Genomic DNA, 18,228 nt, shown 5'->3' on the forward strand with positions numbered 1-18,228 from the left:
CAAATGTCCACGCATCACACCGTCGTGAATCGAGGAACTCCCCCATGACGCAAGACCACACCCCTGCTCCGACCACCGACCCCGCCCCCGCCGTCAACCGCCGCACGTTCGTGACCGGCGTCGCCGCGCTCACCGCGGCAGGCGTCGGCACGACCGCCCTGGCCCGCAGCAGCGCCCCGGCGACCGCCTCACCGGCCGGCGCTCCGGCGGCAGCCCGCCGCACCGCGGCCGCGAACGCCGGCGACGATCCCGTCGGCATGCTGAAGAAGATGCTGTCGTTCGACACCCAGAACTTCGGCCAAGGCGGCAAGACGCGCGCCCACGCCGAGTGGCTCAAGAGCGTCTGGGACGCCGCGGGCGTCCCGGCCGAGATCATCCCGACCCCGCAGCCGGACAACGTCCACCTCATCGCCCGCATCAAGGGCACGTCGACAACCGCCAAGCCGCTGCTGCTGCTCGGGCACTCCGACGTCGTGCCGGTGGAGCGCGAGAACTGGAGCGTCGACCCGTTCGCGGGGACCGTGAAGAAGGGCGAGATCTACGGCCGCGGCGCCCTCGACATGAAGGGGGCGAACGCTGCCTCGATCAGCGCGCTGCTGCGCCACGTAGCCGAGGGCGCCAAGTTCGAGCGCGACATCATCATCCTCACCGACTGCGACGAGGAGGCCGGCAGCTACGGCTCCGGCTGGCTCGCCGAGAACCACTGGGACAAGCTCGATGCCGGGATGGTGCTCACCGAGGGCGGCTGGTTCATCGCGCAGTCCGACAAGACCACGCCGATGCTCATCAGCGTCACCCGGCAGGACAAGGTCTACTTCAACCTCGACCTCTACGCCGACGGCACCGCGACCCACTCCTCCAAGCCCATCCCCGACAACGCGATCGTCAGCCTGTCGAGGGCCGTGGCCGCGATCGGCGACGACCTCGCGCCCGTCCACCTGACGAAGGTGACCCGGGAGTACTTCGAGGCCCTCGCGGACGCGACCGACGACCGCCGGTGGGAGCGCGCCATACGGGGATGATGCTCAAGGCGCGCAGCCAGCGGTCGCTGGAGCGTGCCGCGGCGCTCGTGGTGAAGGGGTCGGACTACCCCTACCTGCACAGTGCCCTGCTGAGGACGACCGCGGCGTACGTCATCGAGGACGCCGGGTACAAGGAGAACGTCATCCCGTCCGAGGCGCACGTGCGCGTCAACTGTCGCGGGATCCCCGGTGGGCAGAAGCCGCGTGACTTCGTCGCGGACCTGCGCAAGCGGCTCAAGGGCCGTGACATCGAGGTGAGAGTCGTTGCGCCAGAAGGGGTTTCGGAGGAGGAGCAGCTCGCGATGCTCGACGAGACGTGGGCCGGCAAGCCCGCGGACCTCAACACCCCGCTCTACAAGGCGATCAAGCAGTCGTCGGTACAGACGTACCCGGGGGCGCGCTTCTCGCCGGCGCTGTTCGAGGCGGGCACGAGCCTGGGGCCGTGGCGCAAGAAGGGGATCCCCGGCTACGGCGTCTACCCCTACGTCATCAGCAACGAGCAGCTGATCGGCATGCACGGCAACGACGAGCGCATCTTCACCGAGTCCCTGGAGAAGGGCACGGAGTTCATGTACCGCGTGTTCTCCCGCTTCAAGGCCTGAGCCGGCGGTCGCTCACCGGTCACTGTGATGCGTTGCTGTCGTCCCATACGGGTTCGGACAGCGCGACGGCATCACAGTGATCGGTATGCCGCCCGCGTCAGCCCGCGCCTGCCACTGTGATCAGCGGTGGGTTCGGGACTTTGTCCGGTATGGGGTCACACGGTCCGGTTCGCAGGTAGCGTCGGCCGCGCACCCAGCCGACCCAGGAGAAGCCCCATGGACGATGAGATCCAGCTGATCAGCGATGGCGAAGGGCTGGCCGTCATCGGAGAACGCGGTGCAGTCGAGCGGTTCCTCGCGTCGGAGGGTCTGGAGTCGAAGGATCTCGGGCTCCCCCGGTTGAGCAAGGCCCTGCGAGCTGGGTCGTCTGTTGCCACGGCTGGGTCCGAAGTCGCTGCGAACTCCGGGCAGTGGGTGAAGCTGACCAAGCAGTCAGCCGAGCTGGTGAACAAGTACGGGTTGAGCGAGACCGCGAAGAATGTCCACTCCGGGGTCGTCAGGAACGACAAGGGGCAGATCAAGGGCATCCTCACCTTCGCCAAAGGCACCGGGGCGAAGGGGCTGACGAATCCAGCTCTCTTGGCCGGAGCAGCCGGACTCATGGCCCAACTGGCCATGCAGCAGGCCATGGACGAGATCACGCAGTACCTCGAGGTCATCGACGCCAAGGTCGACGACATCCTCCGCACCCAGAAGGACTCCGTGATCGCCGACATGATCGGTGTTCAGCTCGTCATCGAGGAGGCCATGACCATCCGGGACACGGTCGGACGAGTCTCGGACATCACCTGGTCCAAGGTTCAGGGCACGACCTGGACTGTCGCGCGCACCCAGGCGTACGCCTTGGGTGAGCTCGATGCCCTCGCCAAGAACGTCGAAAGCCAGCGCAAGATCAGCGACTTGGTGGACAAGTCCAAGGAGGCTGACACCAAGAGTCGTGAGTGGCTCGCTGTCCTGGCCCGGTGCTTCCAGCTCCAAGACGCCATCGCGGTGCTCGAGCTGGACCGGATGCTTGACGCGGCACCTGACGAGCTCGAGCAGCACCGTGTGGGTCTCCGCATCGCCCGGGCGAACCGGCTCGACGCGATCGGGCAGACGACCGAGAACCTCATGTCGCGCTTGGAGGCGGCAGCCAGTACTGCGAACGACAAGGTGCTACTGCACCCGACGGGTTCGCGTGATGTCGTACGCGCGAGCAACCACGTCGCGACCGCCGTCACTGATCTGCAGAGCAGGCTCGGACTGGAAGGTGGACGGCAGTCTCTCGAGGCCCGGCGGTGGACTCATGCGGCAGCCGACGCGAAGGACCGCGCCATCGAACGAGGTGCTGGCGGTGCCGACGTCGCCCGCCGACTCGGCACGGACTCGCTACGCGTTGGCACCGAATCACTCGGCCGCGCCAAGTCTGCGTCCGGCAAGTTGTCCGGTCGCATCGGCGAGCGCTCACTGCGTCGACGCGGCAGGGACGAAGCCGGGTCTGACGAGGACTGACGTACCTTCCGCTGTGATCAGCGGCGGGTGCGGCGGCGGACGATGTGGCCGACCACCGCGGGGATCCAGCCGGTCTCGCCGCGCATCCACCGTCCGGCGACGAGGTTGTGCGGCACGACGACGAACGAGCCCTTGAAGCCCTCGGTCAGCGACAGGTCGGTGCCGAACACATCGGTCACCACCTGCCAGTCGAGGTCGGTGGTGCGGTCGAGGTGGGTGCCGATGCCGATGGCGTACCGCTCGACGATCGCTGCGTGGTCGGGCCGACTGTCCTCGTCGCCCGCCGCCCACGCGGCATAAGCCTTGTCGAGGCCCTCACTCAGGGAGGCGAGGTCGTCGACGTCCACACCCTCCGCCTCGAGGGCTCTCAGGGCGGCGTCGATGCGCGCCTTCTCGTCGGCGCCAAGGCCCTTGACGATCGGGCGCAGCGACTCGCCGTCGTCGACGAGCTGGTCACCGGCCGACGCGAGCTCGAGCTCCTCGACGGGCTCCGGCTCGGTGTCCGAGTCCTTGCGGCGACCGAACCAGGCCATCGTCGGCTACTTGACCGACGCGGTGCCGGAGTCGGCGGCCAGCGGCTTGCCCGCGGCCTCCCAGGCCTTCATGCCGCCGTCGACGTTCGCCACGTCGAAGCCCTGCTGCGACAGCCACGCCACCGCGCGGGCCGAACGGCCACCGGCGCGGCAGGTGACCGCGAGCGTGCCGGAGTCGGTGTCAGGGAGCTCGTCGAGGCGCGCGGGCAGATCACCCAACGGGATGTGCACCGCGCCGGGGGCGTGGCCGGCATCCCACTCGTCCTGTTCGCGCACGTCGAGCATGACGGCGTCGTCGGCGACTTCGGACACGGACACCTGGGGGATGTTCATGGCCGCCATCCTGCCACCGCGGGGTGCCGCTCGCCGAGGCATGTCACCCCGCCCGCGACTAGGGTCGAACCCATGACTGAACAGGTGCCTGTCGGCCACACCCCGGACCGCGGTCTCACGATCACCCTGAGCACGCCGTTCGTGGAGTCGCTGAGCCCCGAGCAGCTCGACCACTACGTCCGCACGGTCGTCGCGATGGGCGAGTCGGCCAACGACGGCACCTCCCCGTCGGACCTCGCCGAGCGCCTCAAGGACGCCCTCGAAAGTGGTGGCGTGCAGCTCCCGCCCACGTCGTACGACCGCCTCGGCGAGCAGCTCACCGAGTCCAGCGGCGCCCCGCTGTCGATCATCACCGACAAGGACCAGCTCCTGTATGGCGAGGAGGACGCGACCGCCGCGGCTCACCGCCCGGCCGTCCCCGACGCCGCCGACCCCGACTCGGACAACCGCCCGACGTACTCCTGACTGTTCCACCCGTGGGTCACCCGCAGCCGTTGCAGGTCCGGTGGATCCACGGGTCGGAGTCGGCCAGGCAGAACACCGACCCGGACCTGCAGGTCCACTGGCACGACGACGCCACGGTGATCCTGCGGCAGAACAAGGCCATCAACTACGAGGCGCCGTTCCTTTTCCTGCTGTTCGGTGACGAGCGCGCCCTGCTGCTGGACACGGGGGCAATGGCGGATCCTGCGCTGCTTCCGCTGCGCGACACCGTCGACGCGCTCGTCGACCAGTGGTTGCAACGCCATCCGCGTCCCGGGTACGAGCTGCTGGTCCTGCACACCCACTCGCACGGTGACCACGTCGCCAGGGACGGACAGTTCGCCGACCGCCCCGACACCACGGTGGTCGACGCCGGCCACAAGTCGATCCACGGCTTCCTCGGGCTCACATCGGACCTGGACCGCCCGGCCCGGCTCGACCTCGGTGGGCGAGTGGTGGACTGCATCGCGAGCCCGGGCCACGACGCGGCGGCGGTGACGTACTTCGACGACCGGACCGGGTTCCTCCTCGCCGGCGACACGGTCTACCCGGGGCGGCTCTACGTCGAGGACCGGGTCGCCTTCGCGCAGACCATCGACCGGCTCGTGGCGTTCGCGGACACCCACCCAGTGACCCACGTGCTCGGCTGCCACATCGAGATGAGCACCACCCCGGGCGTGGACTACCCGATCCGCACCACCTTCCAGCCGGACGAGCCGCCGCTGGAGATGACCGTCGACCAGCTCCGTGACGTGGCTCGGGCGCTGGCGGAGGCCGGCGATCGTCGCGGCCGCCACGTCTTCGCGCACTTCGTCCTGCACCTCGACGGCTAGGCGGGACGACCAGGTCCGCAGTCGGCTCGGCAGTCGGCGGTCGCTGACAGACTCGGGGCATGCCCCGCTCGCCGCGCATCGAGCCTTCCGGTGACTTGGTCGCCCGCGTGGCCGCCACGGCGCTGGCGCTGCCCGAGGCCTACGAGGAGGACGCCTGGACCGGCGTGAGGTGGCGCGTCCGGAGCAAGACCTTCGCGCACATCCTCGTCGCCCAGGAGGGCTACACCTCGGCCTACCGCGATCTAACGGGAGTGACCGCGCCGACCACCGTGCTGACCTTCCAGTCGTCCGGTGACGAGCTGTCAGCCCTGGCCCACGCCGGACCGCCGTTCTACAAGCCCCCGTGGTCACCCACCGTCATCGGCATGGTGCTCGACGAGGACTCCGACTGGGACGAGGTCGCCGAGCTCGTGACCGAGAGCTACCGCTTTTGCGCTCCTCAGATGTTGAGGCGGCGGCTGGATGGTGGGGACGAGCGTCCCGCCGGGGCACGAGCCCCGTAGGTCGCGCCGGTGAGAGAGGGCGAGGAGGGTGACGCACACCGCCCTACCCAGCCCGAGGACAGCAAGAAGAGCGGGCATCCGGCCAGGGGCGCAGTCCCGGAGGGACCCTGGACAGAGCCGCGACCACAATTCGGTTGCCCACCCACCGACGGCACTGACACCCTCGCTCAATGGCCAGCAGCACCGCCCGGACGCTCTTCGACCGGTTCGACCAGACCGCCGTCGCGGTGGTGCAGGCACGGCCTGAGGCGGATCCGACGATGATCAAGGAGATCTTCGAGGAAGCGGCGACTCTGCTGCACAACGGGATCGCTCTCGACCACCTCGACGACCATGACGCCGACATCGTCATCGCCGGGCTGTGCATCGCGCTCAGCGATGCGGACGTGACGACCGCCCTGTTGACCCTGTTCTACGCCGCCACCGACGAGCCCGACGGCCTTCACGACCCCGCAGGCGCCGCCCTGGCCTACGAGAATGTCCTGAGGATCCTGCAACTCTGAGGGCCCCCCGAAGAGCGTCGCGTCGTCGCCCTCGCCCACGCCCAAGAGCCACGCCTGGCTCCGTCGCCGCGGGTAAGTGCCGCGGCGAGGAGGGGCGAGCCGTCGGGGAAGTCCTTGGTCTCTGTGGTCGCTTCAGCGGTTGACCAGCCTGTCAGGGGCGGTTGGTGGCGACCCACGCATCGAGCGACTCCAGCACCGTGTCAACGACGCTGTGCTTCGGCTCGAAGCCGAGGAGGTCCTTGGCCTTGGCCATCGAGAACATGGGCGCTCGGCCGATGTGCTCCATCGTGGCCTGGGCTGCCTCGGGGTCGACGCGCTGCTCGAACTCGGCCCACGGCGCGAACTCGAGCTTGGGCTCGTGGCCGAAGTGCCGGGCGACGAGCTCGGCGTACCCGCGCAGGGTGAGCGCCTCGGTGCAGACGCTGTTGAAGCTCTCGCCCACGGCCTGGTCCGAGTTGTCGAGGCAGGCCTGGTGCAGGCCTGCGACGTCCTCGGCGTGGACGTGGTGGATCGTCTCGCCGCCACGGTCGGGCAGCAGGCAGGAGCCGTCCTCGCGCAGGCGGTCGATGACGCCGGGGTCGAGGTTGCCCTGCGGGTTGATCGCCATCCAGCCCGGGCCGGAGATGTGGCCGGGGTGCACGACGCTGGCGCGGACCCGGTCCTGGGTCATGAGGTACTGCTCGACGGCGAGCTTGTTGACGCCGTACTCGCCGTAGGGGTGCTTGGGGGCGTCTTCCCTCGTCGGGACCAGGGCGCTCGCGCCGTACGACCAGACGGTGCCGGTGTGAATGAGGTGCTGGCCGTCCAAGGCTTCGACTAGTTGGCGGGCCTGATCGGGGGTGAAACAGGTGAGGTCCATGACGGCGTCGGGCTTCAGGCCAGCGACGGTCGTTCCAAAGGTGCCGTCACGCTCGGAGGCCTCGCGGTCGCAGACGACCATCTCGACGTCCTGCCAACGGTCGTCGTCGCGGTACGCCTTCTGCGTTCCCCGGCTAATCACCACGGTCTCATGACCCGCCTCGACCAGGCTGGGAGCCAAGTAGGTGCCGATGTGTCCAGTCCCGCCGATGACGACTACGCGCATGCCTCGACGCTAGCCGTCAGCCCGAAAGCCCGCCGATCAGCAGGTTCCCCACACCGCCCACTGTGGGCGTAGGCACCGCCGAGATTGCGCGACTCCTTGGCCGGCAGCGGCGCGGCTGTCGTGACCACCGTCCTCCAAGAAACGCGTTCGCCGCCCGCCGCCGTTTGACGGACTCGCAGCGAATTAGCGCGGACTTGTGCAAGGCTAAGCGTGTGACGGGTGGCGGGGGCGACACGGGCGAATTGGGTGGCGCGACGGATTCGACGAATCTGCCAGGAATGCTCAGGGAGCTGCGCGATCTGACCGGCGTCGACTTCGCGGCTCAACAGGCTGAGTACAGCAGTTTCGCTGCCGCCGCAGAGTCGTCGATTTTAGAGACCCGTCTCGCGGACGCGCTATTCGAGTTGCACGAAGGGCTTCGCAGCTCGCGAATTCTTGGGACAATTGGATCGATCGATTCGTGGGCGGACGGAAGTACCAATTTCCGCATTGTTTCAAAGTCGTGGCCCTCGGTCGTAGACAAGCTCTATCGCCTGAACATCGAAGAGAACGAACTGGCCCCCAACCCGCCGTTCCTTCCCAACTTGCATGAGCGAGTTGCAGGCGCGTCGTACTCAAAAAGCCAACAATGGATCACTCCGTCCAACGTCAGCGAATTCGCAGATGATCTGGTGCGAACCAAGTTTGTTGTTCCGTTCGTAGACGGCGTGATCCAAGTAAGCGACAAGATCAAGGAGTTGATCTACGCTGAATCCCTTCCCCGATACGTGAAATACCACGCGAAGGACTCCGGCTATCACGCAAGACATCTTTACTGTCTTCTAGAAGTACCTGCCGCGGGAGGCGGGTCGCGTACGGTGGCGCTGGAAATTAAGGTGTTGACCAAACTACAGGACACTCTTGGAGAACTCACGCACCTCCTGTACGAGGCGAAACGCACTGGCCGAATTCCTTCCGAGAAGAAGCGAAAACTGGCATGGATGATCGATTCCCCCGACTTCTTGGCCTCATACGTTGGCCACAGTGCGCACTTTATCGAAGCGCAATTGGTAATTTTGAAGAGTGAACTGATGGAAATGGAGGCGGAATAGTATGGATAACCCAGAGCCGCGCTCGCAGTACCTAAACGTCGTTCTCCGTCAGATTGCGCGAACTGCGTTTAGGATCCCTAGGTTTCAACGTCACTTCGTCTGGGATGAGCGCGACGTCCTCGAGCTGTTAGGGAGCATCCAGAAGGGCTATCCAATCGGGAGTGTCCTTACATGGAAGGTGGAGGCTTCGGACAACTACTTCGCGGGTTATCGAACCGAGACCTTTCCGAACGCGGACCCTGCCGTATCGAACTTCGAAGTCGTCCTTGATGGCGCTCAACGTCTCTCAACGCTGTACGGGTGCCTGCGGCACTCGCAGGCGAGCCCGGTATACCAGGTCGTCTACGATCTCCGCAAAGCCGAATTCGCGCACGCTGACTTCTCAAAGGACATCGAGCCGTGGCGTATTAAGATGGACGCGCTCTTCGATAGCCGGGCCTTCTTGGCTTCGCAAGCGTCGATTGAGGAATTGGAAGATTCCGCCGAACTCCTTCCGAGCGCACTCGATCTCTATTCGACCTTCCAGGACTATCAGATCCCGATTATTGGACTGTCCAACGCTGTACTTGAAGACGTCGTCGAAGTGTTCAGGCGAATCAACAGCAGCGGCACCCCGCTGTCATCTGTCGACTTCGTGCGCGCGCTTACGTGGCAGTCCGAGTTTGATTTGGAGGAGACGTTCGACCGTTTCGTCGCGCGCTATCAGGGCACTCCGCTCGAAGGCATCACCGAAGACTATGTGATTCGATGCCTCGCGATCACGGCGAACGTTCCGGTCGGGAGCCGCGAGGTTGTGCAGCTGAAGGAACTCTCAAGCCGAAAGGGCGGTCTCGCAGGCGAGGTTGACAGGATGGAGGCTGTCCTTGACCTCGTGGCGGATTATTTGCGGCGGTTGGGTGCGGCGCGCTTCCGCGACGTACCTTATGAAATTCAGCGCCTGTTCATCTTTGCCATGCTCTTGCATCATCCGGCCACTGACTTGTCGCGGATTGACGACTGGTTCTGGCGGACAACGTTCTCTGAAGAACATCAAGGAAAGCCGGAGTCGTACACGAATCGCCTTCTTGCCCTGGTCCGGGACGGCGATATTGACTCAGCATTCGAAGTACGGAAACCAGTTGATCCTGATGTGTTTGCACTGCGTGCCCGCCGTTCCGGGTCCGCGGTCACAGTTGGGTTCGATTTGCTGCTTCGGAGGCGTCAAGCGCACTCGCTGATCTCTGGCAAAGCAATCGACTTCGGTGGCTGGGTCCACGGTGCACTCTTCTCGCAGGAGGAACTCCGCGCTGATGGCGATAAGAGTTCGACGGTTGTGACGAGGTTGGCGAACCTCGTGGTCCTCGACACCGTCGAAGCGCTGCAATGGCGTGAGATGCGGCAGGCAAGCTCGCTTGACGCTCTCCGAGCAGAACTGGCCGCGAAGGACTTGGGGATTGAGGAGGCGTGGAACACCCAGGGGCTTGGAGATGGCGTCGACGTCAGCCTTGTGCCGATGGCGGTCCTTCGGGGGCGCTCGCGTGAGCTCTTGGAGTCGGTGATTCCGCGCACGTAACCGCCCGGCGCAAGGCCCGAGGACTAGTCGACGCCATCGACCCTCGGCAAGAGGGACTCAACCCAGGTGATGGCGTCTTGGTGAGCGGACATGAAGTCGATGCCGGACAGTTGAAGGAACCTCATGGCGCCATAGCTCAATAGAGCGTCGGCGAGCTCGAGAGCGCGGGTCATGGCATCCGGGTCGGGCATGATCGTAGTTCGGAACTGTCCTGGCTCGTACTCTCGCCCCGGAGTCGATCGCTGAAGCGTTAGTGCGGGCCACCTCTTTCCGTGAGCTGATCCACTCGAGGCGCGCCAGATCGATTCGACCTCGTTGGGGTCGCGACCAACCACGCCGGCTGTTTCTCGTAGCACGGTCAGGTAGTTGGGCATGCGCAAGGCCTCTTCTGGGAAGTGTTCTTGGACGGCCGCCAGCAGGCGTTGGTCTAGCTCTCGCGCTAGGTGTTTCTCGTCCTGGGCCAAGCTCTTTCGGTATTCGGCGTAGTCCCAACGGACCAAACAGAGGTGTCTCCGGGCGCACTCCTCTGCCTCGTTGGGGGACATGATCCAAACCGCCTGCGATGCAGATTCCATTGCGGCCCGGGCCAAGGTCTGCGCGGGTCTAAAGGTATGAGTGACGACGTGGTCGGGGTGCCATTTCAAGGGTGCTGCGAAGTCCGCCCAGTGACGCATATGTTCGGCGGACGCCTCGAGAAATCCACGACACCAGTCTGATGCCTTCTCTGGGTACACCGCGTTGAGCGTTGTAAATGGGGAGCTGTCGACTGGATCGCCGACTTGTGACAAGACCCGCAAGGTCCAGCGCGTGCTTGTGGCGATCTCCTTCCATCGTCCGACGTTGGCCTCATCCACAACCTCGCGCATGGTCCCGAGGCTACGACGTTGTGGCAATCGGTGGGGGCGCGCCCGTGGGCCTCACATCTTCTCTAGCGGGAGGTGTCTCCGTCAGTTGCGGCCCAGGCGCGTCTGGACCGGGCCGAGGCGAGGCGGCGCCGCAGTTGCCAAACCGTTCCAGCTGGCGTCCTTCCGCCGCGAGTTCTCGTAAGCCTCCTGTGGATGCCATGTCAGTCCCCCTGGCTAGCGTCCAGCCATGAACCAACCTCCGAATCCGCTTTACCAGGGACCGCTTCGATGGATGGAGGGTGCCCCATCCTTGGCCGAACTTGGCGGAATGGCAGGCTTGTTGTTGATTGGCAGCATGCTCATTCTGAACGCCTGGCGACTTCTGAAGCGGTTTGCGCGAAGTCATTGGGAAGGATGGCCTGAGGCGGGTCCATGGAGCCTGGTGTGGGCAGGTGTCAATGCCGTTGGTGGCGGCGGCCTCCTCTCGTGGCTGTGGCTGCAGCTTGAGCACATCGGTGCACGAATGGGTATCGCGGCCGTCGTATTGATTCTCCTTCTAGCGTCCGAGGTGCAGCCCAACCGAGTCCGTCGTCGAGCTTGAATGATGGGCCCACAAGTGACCGGACGCGGTGAGTCGCAAGCACACACAGCCTGAGTAGCCGGCGGTGGCGCGCGACCTGCATGTGCCGCCGGCTGGGTTGATGTCCAAGACTCACGGTGCAACGGAAATGTCGCCACCTTCACCTACCGTTCGTTCCACGGACCGACAAGGGGAGGGCGAAGTGCGTGCGAGTGTGCGGTTGCGTCAAAGGGCGCTTCTAGTTGCTGAGTTCCGCGACGTGTACGTCGAACTCGTGGGGCTTATGGAGTTGGCAGCAAGACCCGGCACCCTGACGATGACGGAGTTGCAGCCGAAGGCCGGCAAAGAACTCGCGGTCTCGGATCTGTTTCCCCGTGTTGCTCGCGCGGCCGGAAAGGCCGGCACTGCCGCGGGCGACCAATCGCGTCGGATCTCCGTCACGCAGTTCGGTCAGACACGAGAGTTCGCTCCTATCCCCGCATGGCAGCACTCGTTAGATGACCCACAGACTTTGCCTGTGAAGATGGTCTTGGATTGCTGAGAGGCAATCATCGGTTCGCTCGAAGCCAAGGCAGCCGAGGCAACAGCCATCGAAGGAACGCTAGCGGGAAGGATCGCGGCCTTCGTTGGTTTCCCCGCTCGCGTGCGTGCTGCGGTTGCTCTTGAGCACCCCGAGCTTAGAAAGCTCGCCTTTGGCGCGGGCGTCCTTGGTCAAGTACTTGCGGGGGTGCTGGTGGGTGTGACCGTTGCCGCTGTTGTCGGTGGCGTCGGCGCCCTGTGGAAAGCCGCCTTCTGAGGTCACGCGTCCTCCGCGGATCCAGCGTGCGTCCATCCGCCGCGAGCAGGGCAGCCTGGCCGCCCAGATGCGGGGCACTACGTGGCGCCGGTTCATAACGCAAAGACGTCCGACGCTGCGCACCGCAACCGTCGCTGGCAAGTTTCTCTGCGGAGATGAGACCTCAACATGGGTCCTGCACGAGACACTTTGACTGCAGAGGCGGGTTCGACGCTGAGGCAACCCCTATTGTGGTCTCGTGCCGCGTCAGGCACGTCGTTAACGAAGAGGTAACAATGACAGCGGTCTACCTAAGCATTACGGCCAACGGGGCCGACCTGCAGCATCTTTCTAAACTTAGTCGGGAGGTGGAAGGCTCCTCGCTCGGTCAGGAACGCGGAGTTGACAATGCCGGCGACGGCTTGGCCTTCCCTTTAGACGCGGAGATGGTAGCCGAATCTCTAAAGGTGCTCGCTGCAACTTTTGCCAGCGCCAAGGTCGCTCTTGACCTACTTGCCACATGGGCTAAGCGTAGGAAGCAAGACAGCGACGACAAGATGCTGCCGGAACCAATTATGGTTACTGACATCAGTACCGGCGAGACGCTATACGTCGGCAGACTCCTCGACGATGCGGCCATCCAAGAGATTCGTGAACGTCTGAATGGGCGACAGACGCGGTAGGCGTACCATGTCTCGATTCGATCCTAGCTTGATGAGGATCGTGGTGCCCGAGTCGCCTCTCTTTCCAGCCGATATTCTCCAGGACAACGGGGCGCTCGTACACCACAACCTAAATGGAAGCTTTTCCGATTCACGATACATCAAGAATAAGCGCGACGTGAGGGAACTTCAGGGCGAGGTCGTCATTGCGCATGAGCATCGCCACTACATTGACTATCACCTCACCAATTACGGGAGCTGGTTGTCACGTTTCTGGGACCAGTTCAAGCAAGGCGTTCCAGACCTCCTGGTACGCGGCGGAAGAATACCGGTTCCCGTCACATACTTTGACGACGACACCATCGTTCGGGCGCTCGGCTTGGACCGGCCAGACCTGACCACGCCGGCAGGAATGGCCGTTCGAATTGCAAGCAACCATGCCCTACGAGTCGAACGGGATTACTTGATTTCGGAGTCTTGGGCCCGTGCCTTCAACGGCCCTTCTCAAATGGAGGCCCTGGCCACGGTCTTCGAAGTTGGCCCTGCGGAACACTTCGCGCGTGGCCCCTTGGTGGCAAATGCGCTCATGACAATGCCAAGGGATCAAGCTACATGGCAGCGTCAATATACCTGGTTCGGTGACGTACTTGCGGCTCTCGGAATCCGCGATGTAATCAAAATTGGCGAAGATCACCAAGCGGTGAGCACGCGCATCTGGGGGCCTTTCCTCTTGGCAGCTATGATGGGAAAGTTTTCCCGCCTGTTCGCAAAGGAACTTAACGCGGAACCAAAGTTGTTCGGGGAAATTATGCCTGCCGGTCGCCTTCACGCGATTCTCAACTATGCGCATCAAAAGCGAGTGCGCGACCTCGATGATCCTGATTTAGCATGGGATATCGTAAATGATGCTTGCCTCGACCTCTATGGGGAGAGCGTCCTCGAGTCGTTATCCGCAGACATCGAATTCTGGGAGAAGCGGCTTATGCATGGCCTACAAGACATTGAATCATTGAATCCCTTCATGCTCGGCTTGATTGCGCACCTTGAAACACGAAAAAGCGTGGCTGCTAGGTTCGCCGAGAATCCGTCGAGCCTCTACGACCCAATTGAGTATTGGGACAAGAGCCAAGTTGGCGCACATGTTCTGCCTGAGTTTATGCTGGCGAGCTCCGCTGGATTTGAGTCAATCCCTGACGGGTACATTCAAACCTCTAGTATGTTCTACTCGTCCCCGGATGGGGATCGCGCCAACTTCATTAAGCCTAGAGTCGCCTCAGCGCAGCATCGGGAACTGCAAGCGGCAGATGAGGAGGCGACTGCCATCAGCCGCTTCTTGATCAGCGGTGCCAGGTCGCGAACTTGGGTTGGACCGGAGCGTGATCGGGTGCGCGCATGGTTGCAATCGCGGGTGGACATTCGGGTTATCGGGCCATTTGGCTGATTCCCGCCTCGGAGCTGACATAGGTCCGCCGAACTTACGAGACCTAGTGGCAGCACTCGTGCGTGACTTGGACCTCACGCGCGCCAGGAGTCAGTACACGACCGACTCGGTAGAATTGAAGTTCACGCGTCGGCATCCCGTGACATCAAGGGGGAGATCCGCCTCGGTGAGTCCAATGCCCGGTAGCGATTCCACCGCCCTGATCGTTCGGCAGGAGGCCGCATCATTCCGCCGCGAAGCGGCGCCACAAATCGGTGACGAGGTCGCGACTCATCGCTGTCGCAGTCGGCAGTTCGAGCACCGGATGAGCAGCTCGTCGTAGGGTCGGCTGATGACGAGTGAGCATCTGAGTGATTCGGCAGTTCAGAGGAACGCAGAGGGCGCGATCGTCGAAGCCCTCTCAACACAAATCGGGTTCGAGGGGGCATTGAAGCCAAAGCGAGTGGCTGTGCTCGGTGGCGGTTTCGTCCAACTGGATGCTTGCTCAGATGACGACAGCATCCTTGTCGAAGCCTATGCAAGGCAGGGCAAACTCAAAGGTGCACAAATCAAGAAGATCAGCCAGGACATCCTCAAATTGGCTCTCTTGAAGCGTGACCCGCGAATGCGTGATTCACGAGCCATAGCCGTCTTCGCCAGCGAAGAGGCACGCGATTCCATCACCGGCTGGATCCGTTCGGCGGCCGAGCAGTTCGACATCGAGCTGGTAGTCGTCGACATCCCCGACGTCTTGCGTGACGAGATCAAGGCTGCCCAAGCACGACAAGTCATGGTCAACGTGGAGATCTCAGTGGAGGACATTGCGGATGACGTGACACTCGAGAAGCCTTGAGGGTCACCTGCAGGCGCACTAGCTGGTGTGTCTGCGTCACACCGCTGCGAACCGTCCTCCGGAATCATCCTGCGCTGGCGCTCAAGCGGGCAAGTAGCCGTTTCCCCAGCACCACGTCGTGCGGAAGTTCCCTGAGCGCTGGCCCTTCGATATCGGCGGCACTCTGGCGTCGAAGGACAGCGGCGAGGAAGGCCCAGTGACTCGCCTTCATGTCTTCCTGCGAGTACCCGTCGAACGCCTCGTCGGGCCCGACGACCATTCGTGCTGTGTTCGCGATCTCCGCGACAGACATGGAGGACCAGACATCTGGAGGTCCGGAGATACTCCAGCCGCGATCATTCAGGAGGAGCACTCGGTCGCCGTTCGAAAGGACGGCCTCATGAATCGCTGACACGGACAGCCGGCGAGGGTCAGCGACCGCGTCGTCGACCTCTACCGACGTCACCAAGCGCGTCACATGCACCACCCGCCAATGATCACACCTATGTGGACGGGACCGCGGCCCGCAGGTCGTGGACCTGCTGCATTCCGCCGCGATTGGGCGCCCGTCTATCAATCTGCATGCCGCCGTGGTCGTCACGCAGGACGGTACCCATCACCGGCGGCCGCGCTGCGGCGGATCAGTCGGGTGACCGCTGTTGGCGAGACTGCTCGAGCGCAACCCGTGCGGCGTCAACGCCCTCGAGCAGGACCCTGGGGCCGCCGGCCCCGTGGTGGTCCCACGCCGTTCCCCTGGTAGGCGATGCATCCGGAGCCGCGTCCGTGCAGGCAACGACGCCACCCCAGGCTCGACCCTTCGTAGCAGCCCGCGCCTCCTTCCTCATGCTGGGGGCGGGCAGGACGTCCGTGCCGACAAAGAACAGGACAGAGACCATTCCGGCACGAGCCATGCGCAGGGCTCCAAGCCCCAAGGGACCGAGGATGAAGAAGCCAGGCTCGGCCCCGGCCGGACGGACCACCAGGGTCGCGTTGTCGTGGACCGACTGGATCCAGATGCGGTCTGCCGGAGGCATCAAACCCAGGCTGTGGTCCTTGCGGAGCCGCCCCAAGCCCAAGGAGCGCAGGTACCGCGGGAACTGGCCGAGTGCAGCGAACGCCTCCTCGGACAGCTCGATCTTGACATCGTCGCCGCTGAAGTAGTGGACCTCGAACACCCTTCCGTCGGCGGCGACCATCTGGCATTCGCCCTGCGTCGCGCCTTCCTCCGGATAGACCCAGTCCTGCCGATTCAGAAGGCTGTATCCCCATGTCGTGCCGTCATCCTCGGCAGGTACCCATGCCATGCCCCGCAGTATGCAGCCGGTGATCGCGCTGTGGTGGCGATACGCGCGAGTCAGACCAGTTCGCCGGACTTTCTCGCGAGGTAGGCGCGCTCGGCGACGTTCGCCGTGGAGTTGATGGCGGCGCCATACGCGTCCTTGGCTTCGGTGCTGCGGCCGAGGCGGCGCAGGAGGTCGGCGCGCACGGCGTGCCACGGGTGGTAGCCCTCGAGCGGCAGCCGGTCCACCAGCGCCAGAGCGACCGAGGGTCCGTCCAGCTCGGCGACGGCGACGGCCCGGTTGAGGGCGACGATCGGCGACGGATCCACAAGAAGCAACTGGTCATAGAGAGCGACCACCTGGGACCAGTCGGTGTCCGAGGCAGAGACAGCAGACGTGTGGACGGCGTTGATCGCGGCGAGCAGCTGGTACCGACCCGGCCGGTTGATCGCCAGGCACGAGCGCACCAGCGCGTGCCCCTCCGCGATCAACGACCGGTCCCAGCCAGAGCGGTCCTGCTCGTCCAGCGGCACCAGCACGCCGGAGCGCACGCGGGCCGAGTGCCGGGCTTCGGTGAGCAGCATCAGCGCCAGCAGCCCGGTCACCTCGGGCTCGGAGGGCAGCAACACCTGGAGCACCCGCGTCAGCCGGATGGCCTCAGACGTCAGCTCCGAACGCACGGGTGAGCCGTCACCGCTGGCGAGGTACCCCTCGTTGAACACGAGGAACAGCACGGTCAGCACTCCACCCAACCGCGTGGGCAGATCCGAGGCCGAGGGCACGCGGTAGGGCACGTTCGCCGCCGCGATCTTCTTCTTGGCGCGGGTGATCCGCTGCGCCATCGTCGTCTCGGGGACGAGGAACGCCTGCCCGATCTCGGCGACGGTCAGGCCACCGAGCAGTCGCAGGGTCAGGGCGATCCGGGCCTCCGGCGCGAGCGCCGGGTGGCAGCAGGTGAAGAGCAGCCGGAGCCGGTCGTCCTCGACCACTCCAACGGGTGAGTGCGAGGTGTCGTCGTACGTCATCAGGGCCGCCTGGTGCTTGGCGTCGCGCTGGCCTTCGCGGCGGATCCGGTCGATCGCGCGGTTCGCGGCGGTGGTGGTGAGCCAGCCGCCGGGGTTGGGTGGCACGCCGTCCGACGGCCACTTCTCCAACGCCACCACGAGGGCCTCGCCCGCTGCGTCCTCGGCGAGGTCGATGTCCCCGAACCGGCGGACGAGCGAGGCGATGAGGCGGCCGTACTCCTCGCGGAAGACCCGCTCGACAGCCGCCCCGTCGCCCCCGGACGGCCGGTCGGCCACGTGGCCAGAGCCTCCGTGGTCAACCGTGCCGTCCTGCGTCATACCCGGATCCGTCACGTCAGGACTAGCTCAGGCCATGCCCTCGAACGGACGGACCTCGACCTTGCCGCGGCAGGCCTTGGAACCGTCGGCCGCGAGCTTGAGCGCCACGTCGAGGTCGGGGGCGTCGATCACCCAGAACCCGCCGATGTACTCCTTGGACTCGAGGTACGGCCCGTCGGTGATGACCGGGGCCTCGCCCGTGCCGTCGACGACGGTCGCCGTCGTCGCCTCCTTGAGCCCACCGGCGAACACCCAGTAGCCGTCGGCCTGGAGCTTGTCGTTGAAGGCGCCGGTCGCGGCGAACGCCTCCTCCATGGCCTCCTTGGAGCCGTACTCGCCGAACTCGTTGCGCTCGGCCGGGCCGTGGACTGAAAGCAGGTAGTGCGTCATGTCGATCTCCTCGTTTCGGGGCGGTCCCTGTGGCCGCCTCTCACCCTCACCACGAACGGGCACACGTCGAT

21 protein-coding genes are annotated in these 18,228 nt (G+C 64.6%); 12 read left to right on the forward strand and 9 right to left on the reverse strand.

Annotated elements, in window-relative coordinates:
• Positions 1 to 44 precede the first annotated feature (44 nt).
• The 3 genes from ABD286_RS10395 to ABD286_RS10405 all read left to right on the forward strand — a co-directional run bounded on the left by ABD286_RS10395 (position 45) and on the right by ABD286_RS10405 (position 3,115).
• Entirely contained in the window at positions 45 to 1,022 is a 978-nt protein-coding gene (locus tag ABD286_RS10395) for a M20/M25/M40 family metallo-hydrolase (protein WP_344192873.1), read from the forward strand.
• The gene (locus tag ABD286_RS10400; protein WP_344192875.1) at positions 998 to 1,624 is read left to right on the forward strand and encodes a peptidase dimerization domain-containing protein; all 627 of its coding nucleotides are present in this window, start codon (positions 998 to 1,000) and stop codon (positions 1,622 to 1,624) included. The genes ABD286_RS10395 and ABD286_RS10400 overlap by 25 nt, the downstream gene beginning before the upstream one ends.
• 216 nt (positions 1,625 to 1,840) lie before the next feature.
• Positions 1,841 to 3,115, forward strand: a complete 1,275-nt coding sequence (locus ABD286_RS10405) for a hypothetical protein (RefSeq protein ID WP_344192877.1) — start codon at positions 1,841 to 1,843, stop codon at positions 3,113 to 3,115.
• Positions 3,116 to 3,132: 17 nt separating this feature from the next.
• On the opposite strand, the gene ABD286_RS10410 is transcribed toward ABD286_RS10405, so the two are convergent.
• On the reverse strand, positions 3,133 to 3,648 hold the full coding sequence (locus ABD286_RS10410) for a hypothetical protein (protein ID WP_344192879.1): 516 nt from the start codon (positions 3,646 to 3,648) through the stop codon (positions 3,133 to 3,135).
• Positions 3,649 to 3,654: 6 nt separating this feature from the next.
• Positions 3,655 to 3,990, reverse strand: a complete 336-nt coding sequence (locus tag ABD286_RS10415; protein ID WP_425565334.1) for a rhodanese-like domain-containing protein — start codon at positions 3,988 to 3,990, stop codon at positions 3,655 to 3,657.
• A gap of 63 nt (positions 3,991 to 4,053) precedes the next feature.
• Here ABD286_RS10415 and ABD286_RS10420 point away from each other — a divergent pair, with 63 nt between their 5' ends.
• The 4 genes from ABD286_RS10420 (at position 4,054) to ABD286_RS10435 (ending at position 6,303) form a co-directional block, all read left to right on the forward strand.
• The gene (locus ABD286_RS10420) at positions 4,054 to 4,446 is read left to right on the forward strand and encodes a hypothetical protein (RefSeq protein ID WP_344192884.1); all 393 of its coding nucleotides are present in this window, start codon (positions 4,054 to 4,056) and stop codon (positions 4,444 to 4,446) included.
• An 11-nt stretch (positions 4,447 to 4,457) separates the two neighbouring features.
• Positions 4,458 to 5,297 carry an MBL fold metallo-hydrolase gene (locus ABD286_RS10425; protein WP_344192886.1) on the forward strand — a complete coding sequence of 280 codons (840 nt, stop codon included), beginning with the start codon at positions 4,458 to 4,460 and terminating at the stop codon, positions 5,295 to 5,297.
• A 59-nt stretch (positions 5,298 to 5,356) separates the two neighbouring features.
• Positions 5,357 to 5,800 carry an MmcQ/YjbR family DNA-binding protein gene (locus tag ABD286_RS10430; RefSeq protein ID WP_344192888.1) on the forward strand — a complete coding sequence of 148 codons (444 nt, stop codon included), beginning with the start codon at positions 5,357 to 5,359 and terminating at the stop codon, positions 5,798 to 5,800.
• Positions 5,801 to 5,970: 170 nt separating this feature from the next.
• Positions 5,971 to 6,303, forward strand: a complete 333-nt coding sequence (locus tag ABD286_RS10435) for a hypothetical protein (protein ID WP_344192890.1) — start codon at positions 5,971 to 5,973, stop codon at positions 6,301 to 6,303.
• A 151-nt stretch (positions 6,304 to 6,454) separates the two neighbouring features.
• On the opposite strand, the gene ABD286_RS10440 is transcribed toward ABD286_RS10435, so the two are convergent.
• Positions 6,455 to 7,387 carry an NAD-dependent epimerase/dehydratase family protein gene (locus ABD286_RS10440; protein WP_344192892.1) on the reverse strand — a complete coding sequence of 311 codons (933 nt, stop codon included), beginning with the start codon at positions 7,385 to 7,387 and terminating at the stop codon, positions 6,455 to 6,457.
• Between the two features lie 212 nt (positions 7,388 to 7,599).
• Here ABD286_RS10440 and ABD286_RS10445 point away from each other — a divergent pair, with 212 nt between their 5' ends.
• Complete coding sequence (locus ABD286_RS10445) at positions 7,600 to 8,478, forward strand: hypothetical protein (RefSeq protein ID WP_344192894.1); 879 nt, start codon at positions 7,600 to 7,602, stop codon at positions 8,476 to 8,478.
• A 1-nt stretch (position 8,479) separates the two neighbouring features.
• Positions 8,480 to 10,030, forward strand: coding sequence for a DUF262 domain-containing protein (locus ABD286_RS10450; protein WP_344192896.1), 1,551 nt, complete (start codon positions 8,480 to 8,482; stop codon positions 10,028 to 10,030).
• Positions 10,031 to 10,053: 23 nt separating this feature from the next.
• Here ABD286_RS10450 and ABD286_RS10455 read toward each other — a convergent pair whose 3' ends face one another.
• Together ABD286_RS10455 and ABD286_RS10460 are read right to left on the reverse strand one after the other, a co-directional pair.
• Positions 10,054 to 10,896: a hypothetical protein gene (locus ABD286_RS10455; protein WP_344192898.1), complete on the reverse strand. Its 843-nt coding sequence runs from the start codon at positions 10,894 to 10,896 to the stop codon at positions 10,054 to 10,056.
• A 1,160-nt stretch (positions 10,897 to 12,056) separates the two neighbouring features.
• On the reverse strand, positions 12,057 to 12,257 hold the full coding sequence (locus tag ABD286_RS10460; RefSeq protein ID WP_344192900.1) for a hypothetical protein: 201 nt from the start codon (positions 12,255 to 12,257) through the stop codon (positions 12,057 to 12,059).
• A 269-nt stretch (positions 12,258 to 12,526) separates the two neighbouring features.
• Between ABD286_RS10460 and ABD286_RS10465 the strand changes: the two genes are divergently transcribed.
• From ABD286_RS10465 to ABD286_RS10475, 3 genes are all read left to right on the forward strand, one after another.
• Positions 12,527 to 12,913: a hypothetical protein gene (locus ABD286_RS10465; protein ID WP_344192902.1), complete on the forward strand. Its 387-nt coding sequence runs from the start codon at positions 12,527 to 12,529 to the stop codon at positions 12,911 to 12,913.
• A gap of 31 nt (positions 12,914 to 12,944) precedes the next feature.
• Positions 12,945 to 14,333 carry a hypothetical protein gene (locus tag ABD286_RS10470; RefSeq protein ID WP_344192905.1) on the forward strand — a complete coding sequence of 463 codons (1,389 nt, stop codon included), beginning with the start codon at positions 12,945 to 12,947 and terminating at the stop codon, positions 14,331 to 14,333.
• 331 nt (positions 14,334 to 14,664) lie between these two features.
• On the forward strand, positions 14,665 to 15,165 hold the full coding sequence (locus ABD286_RS10475) for a hypothetical protein (protein WP_344192907.1): 501 nt from the start codon (positions 14,665 to 14,667) through the stop codon (positions 15,163 to 15,165).
• Between the two features lie 64 nt (positions 15,166 to 15,229).
• On the opposite strand, the gene ABD286_RS10480 is transcribed toward ABD286_RS10475, so the two are convergent.
• The 4 genes from ABD286_RS10480 to ABD286_RS10495 form a co-directional block, all read right to left on the reverse strand.
• Positions 15,230 to 15,631 (reverse strand): hypothetical protein, encoded by a 402-nt coding sequence (locus ABD286_RS10480; protein ID WP_344192909.1) that lies wholly within the window; start codon positions 15,629 to 15,631, stop codon positions 15,230 to 15,232.
• Between the two features lie 154 nt (positions 15,632 to 15,785).
• On the reverse strand, positions 15,786 to 16,448 hold the full coding sequence (locus tag ABD286_RS10485; RefSeq protein WP_344192911.1) for a hypothetical protein: 663 nt from the start codon (positions 16,446 to 16,448) through the stop codon (positions 15,786 to 15,788).
• Positions 16,449 to 16,498: 50 nt separating this feature from the next.
• Entirely contained in the window at positions 16,499 to 17,725 is a 1,227-nt protein-coding gene (locus ABD286_RS10490; RefSeq protein ID WP_344192913.1) for an RNA polymerase sigma factor, read from the reverse strand.
• 69 nt (positions 17,726 to 17,794) lie between these two features.
• Positions 17,795 to 18,157, reverse strand: a complete 363-nt coding sequence (locus tag ABD286_RS10495) for a YciI family protein (RefSeq protein WP_425565335.1) — start codon at positions 18,155 to 18,157, stop codon at positions 17,795 to 17,797.
• Positions 18,158 to 18,228: the final 71 nt, after the last annotated feature.

It is taken from the genome of Pedococcus aerophilus, from assembly GCF_039532215.1.
Lineage (GTDB): Bacteria > Actinomycetota > Actinomycetes > Actinomycetales > Dermatophilaceae > Pedococcus > Pedococcus aerophilus.